This is a genomic window from Sphingomonas sp. IBVSS2, from assembly GCF_002127225.1.
Classification (GTDB): domain Bacteria; phylum Pseudomonadota; class Alphaproteobacteria; order Sphingomonadales; family Sphingomonadaceae; genus Sphingomonas.
Genome location: NZ_NFUR01000001.1, coordinates 952,822 through 967,136 on the forward strand (window position 1 = coordinate 952,822; position 14,315 = coordinate 967,136).

A 14,315-nucleotide genomic window follows, 5' to 3' on the forward strand; every position below is an offset into this window, starting at 1 on the left:
CATTTGCGATTGAGCGGGGCGGGAGCGCTCCATAGCCCTGCGCCTGCAGCCGATCCGCGGCGCGAAAGGGGACTTTCATGATTCGCTTCGGAGCCGCGCTGGCCGGCGCATTGCTGCTTTCCGCCTGCTGGGCGGACGATCGTGATGGCACGGTAATGGTGCGTCCCTCGGCCGCGGCGCCGGGCGGGTTCCGGCTCGTGTCCACCCTGGCCACGCCGACCTATCCCAAATTCGCCGACCTGACCGGGGATCGCAGCTTCGCCTCGAGCTGCGCGAAGCAGATCAACAACACCATGCCGCCCGGCTATGGCGCGGCGACGTTGCCCGACCAGGGCCTCGCCTTCGCCTATACCGACGCGACCCAGGTCTGGGCGGTGACCGGCGACGGGCTGGGCCTCTCCTTCGGCCCGGCGAACGTCGACACCAGCCTGCCGCCCGGCTTCCAGGCCTGGGCCAAGCCCGGCATGGGCAGCTTCGTCGACCGGCTGCGCTATCAGACGGTCGGCATCGTCGGCATCGGGCCGTTCGAATATATGCGGACGGCGCAGGTGATCACCAATGCGAGCGGCGCGTCGACCACCTATAACTGCATCATCGGCGTGCCGACCGAAGTGAGCGATGTGCCGGCGACGTCGCTCGTGACCTATCAGGCGGTCTATGGCGGCAGCGGCTATCGGACGATCGCGGGCGGCGCGACCAGCCCCTTTCCGCTCGGCAGGAGCATCGTGGCGCTCCAGGCCGACCTGCTGGCCGGCACGGTGACCGCGACGATCCATTTCATCGGCACGCCCGCCTCTGGCCCCGATGTCGATCTCGGCACGGTGACCGGCACGGCCGCGATCGATCCGCTGACCGGCGCCTATTACGGCACCAGCTGGTCGAGCGCGGACATGACCGGCGTCACCGGCCAGTTCAGCGGACGCTTCTACGGCCCCCAGGGCAAGGAGACGGCGTTCGTGCTCACGCTCGCCGCCAATTCGGCTGCCGCCAGCCCTGCCTATACGCTGCGCACGGCGGCGACCGTGATCGGCACCCAGTGAGGATCAGTCGCGCAGCAGCTCGTTGATCCCGGTCTTCGAGCGGGTCTGCGCGTCCACCGTCTTGACGATCACCGCGCAATAGAGGCCGGGCTTGCCCGCCTCGCCCGGGACCGTGCCCGGCACCACCACCGAATAGGGCGGCACATGGCCGCGATGGACCTCGCCGGTGGCGCGGTCGATGATCTTGGTCGAGGCGCCGAGATAGACGCCCATGGAGAGCACCGCGCCCTCGCCCACGCGCACGCCCTCGGCCACTTCGGCGCGCGCGCCGATAAAGGCGCCGTCGCCGATGATCACCGGATCGGCCTGGAGCGGCTCGAGCACGCCGCCGATGCCGACGCCGCCCGACAGATGGACGTTCCGGCCGATCTGCGCGCAGCTGCCCACGGTCGCCCAGGTGTCGACCATCGTGCCCTCGCCGACATGGGCGCCGATATTGACGAAGCTCGGCATCAGCACCGCGCCCTTGGCGATATGCGCGCCGTGGCGGACGACGGAGCCCGGCACGGCGCGGAAACCGGCCTGGCGGAACGCGTCCTCGCCCCAATTGGCGAACTTCGACGGCACCTTGTCGAACCAGTTGGCGCCGCCCAGGCCCTGGATCACCTGGTTGTCGTTGAGGCGGAAGCTGAGCAGCACCGCCTTTTTCAGCCATTGGTTGACCTGCCAGCCGCCCGGGACCGGCTCGGCGACGCGCGCCTCGCCGCGGTCGAGCAGGCTCAGCGCCTCGGCCACCGCCTCGCGCACCGCGCCCTCGGTGCCGAAGCCCAGATTGGCGCGGTCTTCCCAGGCGGCGTCGATGGTCGTCTGCAGGTCGGTCATTCGGAAGTCTCCAGGATGCTGTGGAGCCAGGCTCCGAGATCATTGACGGTATAGTCGATGAAGCCGCGCTCCGTGTCGGGCGCCTGTTCGGAGCCGTTGTCGATCCACACCGTGGTCATGCCGATCGCCTTGGCGGGCTTCAGGTTGCGCGCCATGTCCTCGACGAACAGGCTGTGCGCCGGGTCCAGGCCATAGGCATCGCACAGGCCCCGATAGGCCAGCGGGTCCGGCTTAGGGCGATAGCCGGTCGCATGGACGTCGTGGATCGCCTCGAAGGTGGCGCCGAGGCCGAGCCGGTCGAGCACCCGCGTCGCATAGGGCGCGTCGCCATTGGTGAAGACCAGCTTGCGGCCGGGCAGGCGGGCGAGCGCGGCGACCAGCACCTCGTTCACTTCGAGCACGCTCATGTCGACGTCGTGCACGTCCGCCAGATAATGGTGCGGGTCGGTGCCGTGCTCGGCCATCAGCCCGGCCAGCGTGGTGCCGTGCGCGTGGAAATAGCCCTTCTGCACCTTGTGCGCCTCGGCCGCGTCGAGCCCGAGGAGGTTCTGGACATATTGGCCGATCCGCGCGTCGATCATCGCGAACAGGTTGGCGCTCACCGGGTAGAGCGTATTGTCCAGATCGAAGATCCAGTTGCGGATGTGCGACAGGGCGGGGTCCATGTCCGGGGCGGTTAGGCCGAGCGGGCCGGGCTATCAAGGCTTCTCTCGCGGGGGCGGCGGATATGGGCCGGGGCGACGGATGATTGCTTCGGCCCCGACGACGAAAACTTTATGGCGGACGCGGAGAGGCCTCCCCATCTGCCCTTCCATGACCGCCTATTCCCTGCTCGACCTCGTTCCCATCGTCCAGGGCGGGAACGCCGCCCAGGCTCTTGCCAATGCCGCCGATCTCGCCGCCCATGTCGAAGGGCTCGGCTTCACCCGCTACTGGGTGGCCGAGCATCACGGGATGGACGGCATCGCCAGCGCCGCCACCGCAGTGGTGATCGCGCATGTCGGCCAGGCGACGTCGACGATTCGGATCGGCGCGGGCGGGATCATGCTGCCCAATCATGCGCCGCTGCAGGTGGCGGAGCAGTTCGGCACGCTGGATGCGCTCTTCCCCGGCCGAGTCGATCTCGGCCTCGGCCGCGCGCCGGGATCGGACCAGCGCGTCTCCGCCGCGATCCGCCGGGGCCTGGGCAGCGACGGCAACGAGTTCCCGCGCGACGTAGCCGAGCTGCAGAGCTATTTCGCCGATGACGGCCGCACCGGCATCCGCGCCACGCCCGGCGCGGGAGCGAAGGTCGATATCTGGATCCTCGGCTCCAGCCTGTTCGGAGCGCAGCTCGCGGCGATGCTGGGGCTGCCCTATGCCTTTGCCTCGCATTTCGCGCCCGGGCTGCTCGACGAGGCGATCGATGCGTATCGCCGCAACTTTCGCCCCTCCGCCGCGCTGGAGAAACCGCATCTGATGCTGGGCTTCAACGTGTTCGCCGCCGATACCGATGCGGAGGCGGAATATCTGGCCAGTTCGCAGCAACAGGCCTTTGTCGCGATCCGCACCACCGGCAAGGGCATCCAGCTGCCGCCGCCGGTGCAGGGCTATCGCGAGAGCCTGGGCGGGCATGGCAACGCGATGCTCGACCAGGTGCTGTCGGCCAGCGCGATCGGCGGGCCGGACAGGGTGCGGATGCAGCTCGCCGACTTCATTGCCCGCACCGGCGCCGACGAGCTGATGCTCACCAGCGCGATGTTCGATCATCAGGCCCGCAGGAAGAGCCTGTCGCTCGCTGCCGAGGCGATGCGGGGGCTGTGATCCCGATATGCGTCACCCCCCGCTTTCGCACGGGGGTGACGCCTGGAAGTGAGGGGCTCTGGTCGCGGGGTGCCAACCTCATGCCCGCCGGTCGATCACCCAGCCGGTTGGCGAATCGCCATTGCCTCGCGTCCCGGCATTGCCGCCATAGGTGGTGGCGCCCGAAGCGGCGGCGTCGCGCAATTTCTGGAGGAAGGCGGACATCGCATCGAGCCGGCGCGCGGCAGCTTCGCTGATCGGGGTGCCGTCCGCGCCGTCCGCGATATCGTCGCGCGATGGCGGCGGATCGCCGGGGCCGCCATCCGGGCCCTGGGCGAAGAAGCGCCTGAGCTCGGCCGCCTGGTCGTCGGTCAGCGCGCCGCTCTTCGTCTGCGCGTCGATCAGTCCGTCGATCCGGCCCTTCATGCCGCCCGCCCCGCCTTCGGGATGATCCGAAGCGAGGCTGGTATCGATCGCGCCGAGCGCGCCGCGCAGCGCATCCCGATCATCGGCGCTGATCGTGCCGGCCGAGGCCGCCGCCGCTATCCGCGCGTCCATCCGCTGCGACATCGAGGAAATGGAAGTCATCGCTGGTCCTTCGCGTCTACAATCCCCGGAGGGAGCTTAGCATATGAGAGCTAATATATTGTAAACAAAGGATTATGTGGCAGCGGGTCGCGATTGGGCGGCGCCGGCCCCAGAAACCGGCGCCGCCACGTGACCCGACGGACAAAAGAGGGCAATCCGCGAGTTCGCGAACGCTTTGCGTCCGGTTCGTCGCAGCCGAATTTCAGTTTGTTGCAATCGCCTCAGCTGGCGGCGGGCAGGCGCAGGCGCACGAGCAGGCCGCCCAGATCCTCGCTTTCCTCGAGGCTGACGGTGCCGTCATAGATCTCCGCGACGTCGCGCACGATGGCGAGGCCCAGGCCGGTGCCGGGCTTGCCGCTGTCCAGCCGCACGCCGCGATCGAAGATGCGGATGCGATCGGCCTCGGGGATGCCGCGGCCGTCGTCCTCGACGAGGATCTCGACGAACCCGGCCTGCACCCCGGCGGTGATGAACACGCTGCCGCCGCCATATTTGGCGGCATTCTCGACCAGGTTGCCGAGCAGGTCGTCCAGGTCCTGCCGCTCGATATGGGCGACCAGGTCTTTCTGCCCGTCGATGTCGATACGGACATTGGGATAGAGCCGGGCGACGGCGCGCTCGACCGCCTCGATCGACGGCCAGACCTGGGCGCGGCTGTGCGCCGAGCCTCGGCGGCCGACGGCACGGGCGCGGGCGAGATGGTGGTCGATCTGGCGGCGCATCGTGCGCGCCTCGCGGATCACTGCCTGGGCGAGATCGGGCTGGCCGGCAGCCGCCGCGTTCATGATCACGCTCAGCGGCGTCTTCAGCGCATGGGCAAGGTTGCCGGCATGGCGCCGGGCTTCCTCGGCCTGGCGGTCGTTATGCTCGACCAGCGCGTTGAGCTCCTCGACCATCGGCGCGACTTCGGCGGGCATCGCCCCCTCGACGCGCGTCGATTCGCCGGCGCGCAGCCGCGCGATCTCCTGGCGCACCCGGCGTAGCGGCAGCAGCCCGTACCAGGTCTGCAGCGCCACCATGATGATCAGGCCGAGCCCGAGCAGCACGAAGCTGCGCACCAGGGTGCGGCGCAGCTGGGCGATCTGCCCGTCCAGCGTCTCGCGGCTCTGCGCCACCTGGAAGCGCCAGCGCACGTTCGATCCCGGCAGCACCGCGTCGCGTTCGGCGACACGCAGCAACTGGCCGGGAAGCTGGCGGCTGTCATAGACATGGACGTTGGTATCGCTGTGCTGCTGGTCGACCTTGAGCTTCTGGTCCCAGAGCGAGCGCGACGGAAAGGCTTCGTGGCCCTTGCCGCTGATCTGCCAATAGGCGCCGGAATTATATTCGAGGAAGCGCTGGTCGGCGAGCTCGCGGTTGAGCATCACGTCGCCATTCTGGTCGAGCTCGGCGGAGAAGATCATCGCCTTGAGCAGATAGTCGAGCTGGTCGTCGAAATTCTTGGTGACGGTGGTCACCAGCACCCGGTCGAGCGCGATGCCGCCGCCGACGAGCAGCAGCATGATCCAGGCAGTCGCGACCAGCAGCATGCGCCGGCTGACCGAGCCGGTGGTGCGCATATAGTGGCGCGGCGGCACCTCGCCCGGCGCGACGGGCTCCGGCTCGGTGAGGGGCCGACCGAACAGGCGCCGGCGCAGCCCGCCTAGAGTCTGGGCGAGCCGTGCCATCCGCTCAGGCGTCGGCCGGCTCTTCCAGGCTGTAGCCCAGGCCGCGGATGGTGGTGATCACATCGGCACCCAGCTTCTTGCGGATGCGCGTGACGAAGACTTCGATCGTGTTCGAATCGCGATCGAAATCCTGGTCGTAGATATGCTCGATCAGCTCGGTGCGGCTCACCACCTTGCCCTTGTGGTGGAGCAGGTAGCTGAGCAGCTTGTATTCCTGGGCGGTCAGCTTCACCGGCTCGCCGCCGCGCGTGACCTTGCCCGAGCGCGTGTCGAGCCGGATGTCGCCCGCGGTCAGCTCGGCCGAGGCATTGCCCGAGGCGCGGCGGATCAGGGCGCGCAGCCGGGCGATCAGCTCCTCGGTCTGGAAGGGCTTGGCGACATAGTCGTCGGCGCCGGCATCGAGGCCCGCCACCTTGTCCGACCAGCTGTCGCGCGCGGTGAGCACCAGGACCGGCGTGGTCTTGCCTTCCTTGCGCCAGCGGTCGAGCACCGTCAGCCCGTCGATCTCCGGCAGGCCGAGATCGAGGATGATCGCGTCATATTGCTCGTTGGAGCCGAGATAGAGGCCTTCCTCGCCATCGGTGGCGAGATCCACCGCATAGCCCGCGCCTTCCAGCGCGTTGCGGAGCTGCTGCCCCAGGTTCGGCTCATCCTCGACGATCAGCAGTCGCATGTCATTCCCCTCGCCGGGCCCTAATCGCCCGTTTTGCGGACGATCGCGCCGGTCCGGCCGTCGACGTCCACCCAGATCACCGATCCATTGCGCAGGAACTTCAGCGTGTAAACTTCCGTTGCGGGATCATAGTCGAAACCGAGATATTGGGCCCCGGGCAGCCGCGGCACCACGCGGCGCTCGATCTCGCGCACCGAGAGCGGCGGCCCGGCCTGGCGGCGGGGCGAGCGGCCGTCCGAATCCTGGTGCCCATCCGGCTGCGCAGCCGCAGTCCCGGCGGGCGCGAACGCCGCCAGACAGGCGCAAAGGATGGGCGTCACCAACATCTTCATGGCAGATGGCATAGGGTCCGGGCATTGAATAGCCCCTGAACGCACCCTTCAGCCGGCGGTAACTTGCCGGACACAGGATCGCCCCCTAGTTGGAGCCCATTGCGACGGCACCGGCCCACGCTCCACCCGGCCACCCTTGGATACTGACATTGGGTGGCCGGGTGGGGAGCGGGCCGGTGCCGCAACTGATCAAAGGCACCATGGCTGCTCCCGTCCTCGCTTATGAAAATCTCGGCCTCGTCCAGGGCCATGGCTGGCTGTTCCGCGGCCTGAACCTCTATATCGGCGAGCGCGACCGGCTGGCGCTGATCGGCCGCAACGGCGCGGGCAAGACCACATTGCTCAAGCTGATCGCCGGCAGCATCGACGGCGACGAGGGCCGCCGCACCATCGTGCCGGGCACCCACGTCGTGCTGCTCGAGCAGGAGCCGCGGATGGAGGGCTGCGCGACCTTGCTCGACTATGTGCTCTCCGGCAGCGACGCCCCGCACCGGCACGAGGCGGAGGCGATCGCCGACCAGCTCGGCATCGACCTGGGCCGCGACGCGAAGACGGCGTCGGGCGGCGAGCGCCGCCGCGCCGCGATCGCGCGGGCATTGGCGCAGAACCCGGACGTGCTGCTGCTCGACGAGCCGACCAACCATCTCGACCTTGCCGCCATCGAGTGGCTCGAGGACTGGCTGAGCCGCTTCACCGGCGCGTTCATCGTGATCAGCCACGACCGCACCTTCCTCACCCGCCTCACCCGCTCGACCCTGTGGCTAGACCGCGGCGCGATCCGGCGGGCGGAAGTGGGGTTCGGCGGGTTCGAGGCGTGGACCGACCAGGTCTATGCCGAGGAGGAGCGCAACGCGCAGCGGCTCGACGCCAAGCTCAAGATCGAGGAGCATTGGCTCCAGCGCGGCGTCACCGGCCGGCGCCGGCGCAACCAGGGTCGGCTCGAGAAGCTGAAGGAGATGCGCGCCACCCGCGCCGCGATGCTGGGGCCCCAGGGTGCCGCCAAGCTGGCCACCGCCGCCGACGACAGCAACACCAAGGTGGTGATCGACGCCAAGCACGTCACCAAGCGCTTCGGCGTCGGGGAGGATCAGCGCACGATCATCAAGGACCTGACCTTCCGCGTCACCAGGGGTGACCGGATCGGCATCGTCGGCGCGAACGGCGCGGGCAAGTCGACCCTGCTCAAGCTCCTGACCGGAGAGATCCAGCCCGACGAAGGCAGCGTGAAGCTCTCCAACACGCTGAACGGGGTGATTATCGACCAGCAGCGGAGCCTCATGGACCCCGCCAAGTCCGTCCGCGACGTGCTGGCGGACGGCGGCGACTGGGTCGAGGTGCTGGGCGTGCGGAAGCACGTCCATGGCTATCTCAAGGAGTTTCTGTTCGACCCCTCGATCGCCGAGGCGAAGATCGCCACGCTTTCGGGCGGCGAGCGCTCGCGGCTGCTGCTGGCGCGCGAGTTCGCCCGTCATTCGAACCTGCTCGTGCTCGACGAGCCGACCAACGATCTCGATCTCGAGACGCTCGACCTGCTCCAGGAAGTGATCGCCGATTACGAAGGCACCGTGCTGATCGTCAGCCACGACCGCGATTTCCTCGATCGCACGGTGACGGTGACGCTCGGGCTCGACGGATCGGGGACGGTGGACGTGGTGGCCGGCGGCTATGCCGATTGGGAAGCCAAGCGCCGGCCGAAGATCGAGGCGAGGAGGGCCGCGCCCAAGCCGGCCCCGGCAGCCGAAGCGCCGAAAAAGGCGACCAAGCTCAGCTACAAGGACCAGCGCGACTATGATCTGCTGCCCAAGCGGATCGAGGAGATCGAGGCGCAGATCGCCAAGGATGAGACGGCGCTGGCCGATCCGGACCTCTATGTGAAGAATCCGGGCAAGTTCGCGTCGCTGAGCGACGGCATCTCGAAGCTGCGCGACGAGAAGGACGCGGCGGAGATGCGCTGGCTGGAGCTGGCGGAGATGGTGGAAGCGCTGGGCTGAGGCGCGATGGCGATGCGGGACAGGCCTCAAGCCTCCAGCACCACCGTGACCACCGTCCCGCCGGGCCCGGTCTCCGTCATCGCCGTGCCGCGCGCCTGCCGGACGAAGCCGTCGATCAGCTTCTGGCCCAGCCCGCCATCCTTGCGGGGCCTGGCATCGGCGGGCATGCCCACGCCATCGTCGCGCACCACCAGCTTCCAGCCCTGCGGCGTCGCTTCGAACCGCACTTCGATCCGCCCGCTTTCGCGCCCGGCAAAGGCGTGCTTGGCGGCGTTGGTCACGAGTTCGTTGACGATCAGCCCGATCGAGACGGCGCGGTCGCGCGGGATCGCGCCATGGTCGCACGCGCAATCGAGCGTGATCGCGCCGCGCAGGAACAGCGCATCGGCCAGCGCCGCGCTCAGCTCCTCGAGATAGACCGCCATGTCGACCGCGCCGTGCGACGCCGCCGCACCGCGATAGAGGTGCCGGTGTGCCCGGGCGATGCTGTCCACCCGGGCGAGCGCGGAAGAGAGGGCCGCCTGAGTCTCCGCGTCCCGTGCGCGGCGGCGCTGCATGTCGAGCAGGGCGGCGACCAGCGTGAAATTGTTCTTCACGCGGTGATCGAACTCCTCGAGGAACAGGTCGCGCTCGGCTATCTCGCGGTCGCGCTCGTCGGAGGCGCGGCGCACGGCGCGGCGGAACAGTTCGGCGATCACGATCACCGCCAGATAGTTGATCGCGGCGAGCGCCAGCCGCGCGGTTTCGTCGGGCGACTTGAGCGTCAGGGAGTGCCGCACCGGCAGCACGAAATACCAGCTGTAGAGCAGCGTGAGCACCCCGGTGAGCAGCCCCGCCTGCCATCGGCCGAACAGCGTCGCGATCAGGATGGCGGGGAAGCCCAGCACGAACGGGCCCGCGGCGGGCGCGATGCTGTCGATCGCGGTGCGCAGCCCGATGGCCAGGGAAGTGGCGAGCAACCCCAGGCCCAGCTGCACGATCCATGTGCCGCGCCCGTTCGGCGCCAGCCGGTCGAGAAGATCGGTTTCGCCTATTCGCCCCATGGCGCGAGCAGGGACCGGCCGCCGATGAGAGTCAAGCGTCCCCGCCGGTCTTTTTGATCTGGATCAGTGCAATTACAGATTGCGTCCCGATCTTCCCGCAAGATCAATCACATATTGCCATGCGACGCGCCCCGAGCGGCTGCCGCGCCGGGTTGCCCAGCCGATCGCGTCGACCGGATCGAAGCTGAGGCCATGCGCATCGGCATAGGCGCGGACGATATCGACATAGGTCTCCTGGTCGACGACATGGAAGCCGAGGCTGAGCCCGAACCGATCCGCCAGCGCCAGGCCGTCGTCCGCCGAATCGCGCGGATTGATCGCGCTCGATTGTTCGGCGATGTCGCGGACGACGAGGTGGCGGCGGTTCGAAGTGACGAGCAGCCGCGCATTGTTCGGCCGGGCCTCGGCGCCGCCCTGGAGCAGCGAGCGCAATGCCCGCGCATCGCCCGCTCCGTCGAAGCCGAGATCGTCGAGGAACACGGCGAAGGGCCGGCCGGTCGTGCCGAGCAGTCCGAACAGTTCGGGCAGGGTGGCGAGTTCGGTGGTCACCGCCTCGACCAGGGCGAGGCGCCCGCCCCGCGCCTGGACCGCGGCGACCGCGCTCTTCACCAGCGCCGACTTGCCGGTGCCGCGCGCGCCCCAGAGCAGCACGTCCTGGGCGGCATGGCCTTCGGAAAGCCGGGTGAGATTCGCCACCAGCGCCTCGCGCTGCGAATCCACGCCGCGCAGGATTTCGATCGGAAGCGGATCGAACACGCGCGCCGGGGCAAGGCCGTGCCCGCGCCATACATAGGCGGGATGCGCCTCGAGGTCGGCGGGCGGCGGCGGCGGCGGGGCGAGCCGGTCGAGCGCATCGGCGATGCGGGCGAGGATCTCTTGGTTCATGGGGGTGGCTATAGCGAGGTGCCATTGCCGGCTCACCCCCAACTTCGCTTTCAGCATCTGTGGGTGCGGCTTGTCAGCCGTTGGCCATCGCCTGGGCCGCCGCCCGCTCGGTGAAGCCCGGATCGGCCAGCGCGGCCTGGGCGTGCTGCTTCGCCTCGGCCTTGCGGCCCAGTGCCGCATAGACCTGGGCCAGGTGCCAGCGCAGGCCCGGATGCCGGGGGGCGAGGATCACCGCTTTCTGGAGCAGCTCGAGCGCGCCGTCCTTGTCGCCGCCCAGGAACAGCGCCCAGCCATAGGCGTCGACCACGGCGGGGTTGGCGGGGGAGAGGCCATAGGCCGCCTCGCCGAAATCGACAGCGGTGCCGGTTTCGCCGGCCCCCGCATAAGCGGCGGCCAGCTCGGCGTTGAGCACCGCGTCGCCGTCGCCGATGCGCGCGCGGATGTCCTCCAGCGAATCGATCGCCGCGTCATAGTCGCCGCCCGCGAGCTGCCAATGGGCCGAGAGGCGCAGCGCCGCGATGCTCGCCGGGTTCTGCGACAGGAACAGGGCGAGTGCGTTCGCCGCGTCCTCGCGCCGGCCCGCGCGATCGAACGCGTCGACCAGGCGGAGCAGCGTCGGCTCGTCGAAGCGCAGGTCGGCGGCGCGGCGATAGGCCGCGGCGGCATCGGCCGAGCGGTTCAGCAGCATCAGCATGTCGCCGAGCACCACCTGCGCGGCGGCGGCGCCGGGATTCCTGGCAGCGATTTCCTGGGCGCGGGCAAGGGCGCCGGCCTTGTCGCCGCCAGCGATCAGCGCACGGATCAGCGGCAGCGTCGCTTCCGGGTTGCTCGGCTGCCGGGCCGCATCGGCGGCAAGCGTGGCGGTGCTGTCGTCGGCGCTGAACGCCGCCGATTCGCCGGTTGCGGGGAAGGCGGCGCGGTCGAGGAAGTGCGATGCGCTGTCGCGGTCGCCGATCCGCTCGAAGCCGCGGGCGGCCAGGGTCAGCGCATAGCTGTCGGCATCGGCGCGGGCGACCACGGGGCGCAGCATGTCGATCGCGTTGCGGGCACGATCGGTGCGCAGCAGGGCGATGGCGAGCAGCTTGCGCGCGGTGATGTTCATCGGCTGCGCGCCGACCAGGTCGGTCAGCTTCTCGATCGCCTGCTCGTAGTCGCCCTTCTCCAGGTCGAGCGTGCCGCCGAGCAACATCGTGCCGGGAAGCTCGTCGATCGCGCCGCCGGTCTTTTCGAGGATCGAGCGGGCGAGGTCGAAATTGCCGGCCCGGGCGGCGATCACCGCCTGGAGGTAGAGCGCCTGCGGGCTGCCCGGCCGGGCGGCGAGCGCGCGGCGCGTGGCGGCGAGCGCGTCGACGGTGCGGCCGGCATCGCCCAGCGTCGCGGCATATTCGATCAGCGCGGCGTGGCGGGCGGGATCGCGCTTGAGCGCCTGTTCGAACCAGGGCAGGGCGGCGACCAGCCCATATTGGCTGCGGACCACCTCGCCGCGCACGACCAGCGCGTCGACCGAGCCGGGCGCGAGCTTGACCGCGCGGTCCGAAGCCTCGGCGGCACCGAGGAGGTCGCCGGCGGCGAAGCGGAAGCGGGCGATGTCGGTCCATGTGCCGGCATCGTCGGGCGCAAGATGCAGGGCCTGGTCGAGGGCGCTCTGCGCGCCGGCATAATCGCCGGTCGCGGTCAGCGCGCGCGCGCGGATGCGCAGCCCATAGGGGCGCAGCTTCTGCGGCGCCTTGTCGGCTTCGGCGGGCGCCTTGTCGGTCTTGCCCTGGAGCACCCATGCCTCGGCGCGCCATTGCGGCACCGCCGCGGCGTCGTAGCCGGCATCGACCGCGCGCTGGATCTCGCCCTCGGCGCCGATGCCGTCCTGCAGCGCGAGCAGTGCGCGGGCGAGGACGATATGGGCATTCTCGTTGTCGGGGTCGCCGCGCACCGCCTCCGCCGCCAGATCGCGCGCGCCGGTGGCGTCGTCGGCCTTGAGCAGCGCCTCGGCGCGCTCGGTGGCCTGGGCGGCTTCGGCTTTGCCCATCCGGCCGGGGGTCAGCGTGAACCAGCCGATCAGCACGGCGAACAGCACCGCCAGGGCGACGCCGATCACCAGCACGCCGCGCACGCCGAAGCCCGAGGATCTGGCGCGGGCGCGCCTATGGCTGGAGGTCATAGGCCTTCATCAGGTCATAGAGGGTGGGGCGGCTGATGCCGAGCAGCCGGGCGGTGCCGGAGATATTGCCCTCGGCGCGGGCCAGCGCATGACGGATCGCCTTGCGATCGGCGAGCTCGCGCGCGGCCTTCAGGTTGACGGGCTCGATGCCCGCCTGCGCGTCGAGATCGAGATCCCCGGCGGTGACGTGCTTGCCCTCGGCCATGATCGCCGCGCGCTTCACGCGGTTCTCGAGCTCGCGGACATTGCCGGGCCAGCCCCAGGCGTCGATCGCGGCAAGCGCGTCGGGCGCGAAGCTGCGGGCGGCGGTGTTCATCTGCCCGGCATATTTCCGGAGGAAGTGCCGCGCGAGCAGCCCGGCATCGCCCGGCCGCTCGGCCAGGCTGGGAATGCGCACGACGATCTCGGCCAGGCGATAATAGAGGTCCTCACGGAAGCGATTGTCGGCGACCATCGCATCGATGTTCTGGTGCGTCGCGCAGACGATGCGGGTGTCCACCGCGATCGCCTGGCGCCCGCCGACGCGCTCGATCACGCGCTCCTGGAGGAAGCGCAGCAGCTTGACCTGGAGCGGCAGCGGCACGTCGCCGATCTCGTCGAGGAACAGGGTGCCGCCCTGGGCCAGCTCGATCTTGCCTTCGGTCGTCTTCACCGCGCCGGTGAAGGCGCCCTTTTCGTGCCCGAACAGCTCGCTTTCGAGCAGGGTCTCGGGAATCGCCGCGCAGTTGATCGCGACGAAGCGTCCCTTGCGCCCGCTCCTGTCGTGCAGCCCGCGGGCGAGCAGTTCCTTGCCGGTGCCGCTGGCGCCGAGCAGCATCACCGACACGTCGGCGCTGGCGACGCGCTCGATCGTGCGGGTGACCTTGAGCATCTCGGGCGCGCCGGTGAGCATGCCGCCCAGCACCGCGCCGGCCTCGACCCGTTCGGCCAGGCGCCGATTCTCCGCTTCCAGCGCATGGACGTGGAAGGCGCGGGCGACGATCAGGCCGAGCGCGTCGATGTCGATCGGCTTCTGGTAGAAGTCCCAGGCGCCGAGCGAGATCGCGCGCAGCATCGATTCGTGCGCGCCGTGTCCGGAGGCGACGATCACCTTGGTGTCGGGGCGGAGCGACAGGATCGTCTCGAGCGTCGCGAAGCCCTCGGTGGTGCCGTCGGGATCGGGCGGCAGGCCGAGATCGAGCGTTACCACCGGCGGTTCCTCGGCGCGCAGCACCGCGATCGCCTCCTCGCGGGTTGAGGCAGTGAAGATCTCATAGCCGTCATAGGCCCAGCGCAGCTGGCGCTGGAGCCCGGCATCGTCCTCGACGACGAGGAGCTTCGGCAGCGACCTGGACAGG

General features: G+C 69.5%; 13 protein-coding genes. 3 read left to right on the top strand and 10 right to left on the bottom strand.

The window, feature by feature from the left end; translation table 11 throughout:
• Positions 1-77 precede the first annotated feature (77 nt).
• On the top strand, positions 78-1,040 hold the full coding sequence (locus tag CAP40_RS04650) for a hypothetical protein (protein ID WP_086128136.1): 963 nt from the start codon (positions 78-80) through the stop codon (positions 1,038-1,040).
• A gap of 3 nt (positions 1,041-1,043) precedes the next feature.
• On the opposite strand, the gene dapD is transcribed toward CAP40_RS04650, so the two are convergent.
• Together dapD and CAP40_RS04660 are read right to left on the bottom strand one after the other, a co-directional pair.
• Entirely contained in the window at positions 1,044-1,862 is an 819-nt protein-coding gene (dapD, locus tag CAP40_RS04655) for a 2,3,4,5-tetrahydropyridine-2,6-dicarboxylate N-succinyltransferase (protein WP_086128137.1), read from the bottom strand.
• Entirely contained in the window at positions 1,859-2,527 is a 669-nt protein-coding gene (locus CAP40_RS04660; RefSeq protein ID WP_086128138.1) for a pyrimidine 5'-nucleotidase, read from the bottom strand. Before CAP40_RS04660 ends, dapD begins: the two co-directional genes overlap by 4 nt.
• A 148-nt stretch (positions 2,528-2,675) precedes the next feature.
• Here CAP40_RS04660 and CAP40_RS04665 point away from each other — a divergent pair, with 148 nt between their 5' ends.
• Positions 2,676-3,665, top strand: coding sequence for an LLM class flavin-dependent oxidoreductase (locus CAP40_RS04665; RefSeq protein ID WP_086128139.1), 990 nt, complete (start codon positions 2,676-2,678; stop codon positions 3,663-3,665).
• A gap of 78 nt (positions 3,666-3,743) precedes the next feature.
• On the opposite strand, the gene CAP40_RS04670 is transcribed toward CAP40_RS04665, so the two are convergent.
• The 4 genes from CAP40_RS04670 to CAP40_RS04685 form a co-directional block, all read right to left on the bottom strand.
• On the bottom strand, positions 3,744-4,232 hold the full coding sequence (locus CAP40_RS04670; protein ID WP_144034222.1) for a hypothetical protein: 489 nt from the start codon (positions 4,230-4,232) through the stop codon (positions 3,744-3,746).
• Positions 4,233-4,453: 221 nt separating this feature from the next.
• Positions 4,454-5,791, bottom strand: coding sequence for a HAMP domain-containing sensor histidine kinase (locus CAP40_RS04675; protein WP_256924041.1), 1,338 nt, complete (start codon positions 5,789-5,791; stop codon positions 4,454-4,456).
• Between the two features lie 112 nt (positions 5,792-5,903).
• On the bottom strand, positions 5,904-6,572 hold the full coding sequence (locus tag CAP40_RS04680; protein WP_086128141.1) for a response regulator transcription factor: 669 nt from the start codon (positions 6,570-6,572) through the stop codon (positions 5,904-5,906).
• A gap of 20 nt (positions 6,573-6,592) precedes the next feature.
• Positions 6,593-6,904: a hypothetical protein gene (locus tag CAP40_RS04685; protein WP_086128142.1), complete on the bottom strand. Its 312-nt coding sequence runs from the start codon at positions 6,902-6,904 to the stop codon at positions 6,593-6,595.
• Between the two features lie 200 nt (positions 6,905-7,104).
• Between CAP40_RS04685 and CAP40_RS04690 the strand changes: the two genes are divergently transcribed.
• Positions 7,105-8,895: an ABC-F family ATP-binding cassette domain-containing protein gene (locus tag CAP40_RS04690; RefSeq protein WP_086128466.1), complete on the top strand. Its 1,791-nt coding sequence runs from the start codon at positions 7,105-7,107 to the stop codon at positions 8,893-8,895.
• A 26-nt stretch (positions 8,896-8,921) separates the two neighbouring features.
• On the opposite strand, the gene CAP40_RS04695 is transcribed toward CAP40_RS04690, so the two are convergent.
• The 4 genes from CAP40_RS04695 to prsR form a co-directional block, all read right to left on the bottom strand.
• Positions 8,922-9,938 carry a sensor histidine kinase gene (locus CAP40_RS04695; RefSeq protein ID WP_086128143.1) on the bottom strand — a complete coding sequence of 339 codons (1,017 nt, stop codon included), beginning with the start codon at positions 9,936-9,938 and terminating at the stop codon, positions 8,922-8,924.
• Between the two features lie 72 nt (positions 9,939-10,010).
• Positions 10,011-10,823, bottom strand: a complete 813-nt coding sequence (locus CAP40_RS04700) for a DUF815 domain-containing protein (RefSeq protein WP_086128144.1) — start codon at positions 10,821-10,823, stop codon at positions 10,011-10,013.
• A gap of 73 nt (positions 10,824-10,896) precedes the next feature.
• The gene (locus tag CAP40_RS04705; RefSeq protein ID WP_086128145.1) at positions 10,897-12,978 is read right to left on the bottom strand and encodes a tetratricopeptide repeat protein; all 2,082 of its coding nucleotides are present in this window, start codon (positions 12,976-12,978) and stop codon (positions 10,897-10,899) included.
• Positions 12,962-14,314, bottom strand: coding sequence for a PEP-CTERM-box response regulator transcription factor (gene prsR, locus CAP40_RS04710; RefSeq protein ID WP_086128467.1), 1,353 nt, complete (start codon positions 14,312-14,314; stop codon positions 12,962-12,964). The genes CAP40_RS04705 and prsR overlap by 17 nt, the downstream gene beginning before the upstream one ends.
• Position 14,315 lies beyond the last annotated feature (1 nt).

Bases quoted from the DNA above. Each gene is read 5' to 3' on its own strand.
- CAP40_RS04650 (WP_086128136.1), top strand. From the start codon at position 78: ATGATTCGCTTCGGAGCCGCGCTGGCCGGCGCATTGCTGCTTTCCGCC.
- dapD (WP_086128137.1), bottom strand. From the start codon at position 1,862: ATGACCGACCTGCAGACGACCATCGACGCCGCCTGGGAAGACCGCGCC.
- CAP40_RS04660 (WP_086128138.1), bottom strand. From the start codon at position 2,527: ATGGACCCCGCCCTGTCGCACATCCGCAACTGGATCTTCGATCTGGAC.
- CAP40_RS04665 (WP_086128139.1), top strand. From the start codon at position 2,676: ATGACCGCCTATTCCCTGCTCGACCTCGTTCCCATCGTCCAGGGCGGG.
- CAP40_RS04670 (WP_144034222.1), bottom strand. From the start codon at position 4,232: ATGACTTCCATTTCCTCGATGTCGCAGCGGATGGACGCGCGGATAGCG.
- CAP40_RS04675 (WP_256924041.1), bottom strand. From the start codon at position 5,791: ATGCGCACCACCGGCTCGGTCAGCCGGCGCATGCTGCTGGTCGCGACT.
- CAP40_RS04680 (WP_086128141.1), bottom strand. From the start codon at position 6,572: ATGCGACTGCTGATCGTCGAGGATGAGCCGAACCTGGGGCAGCAGCTC.
- CAP40_RS04685 (WP_086128142.1), bottom strand. From the start codon at position 6,904: ATGAAGATGTTGGTGACGCCCATCCTTTGCGCCTGTCTGGCGGCGTTC.
- CAP40_RS04690 (WP_086128466.1), top strand. From the start codon at position 7,105: ATGGCTGCTCCCGTCCTCGCTTATGAAAATCTCGGCCTCGTCCAGGGC.
- CAP40_RS04695 (WP_086128143.1), bottom strand. From the start codon at position 9,938: ATGGGGCGAATAGGCGAAACCGATCTTCTCGACCGGCTGGCGCCGAAC.
- CAP40_RS04700 (WP_086128144.1), bottom strand. From the start codon at position 10,823: ATGAACCAAGAGATCCTCGCCCGCATCGCCGATGCGCTCGACCGGCTC.
- CAP40_RS04705 (WP_086128145.1), bottom strand. From the start codon at position 12,978: ATGACCTCCAGCCATAGGCGCGCCCGCGCCAGATCCTCGGGCTTCGGC.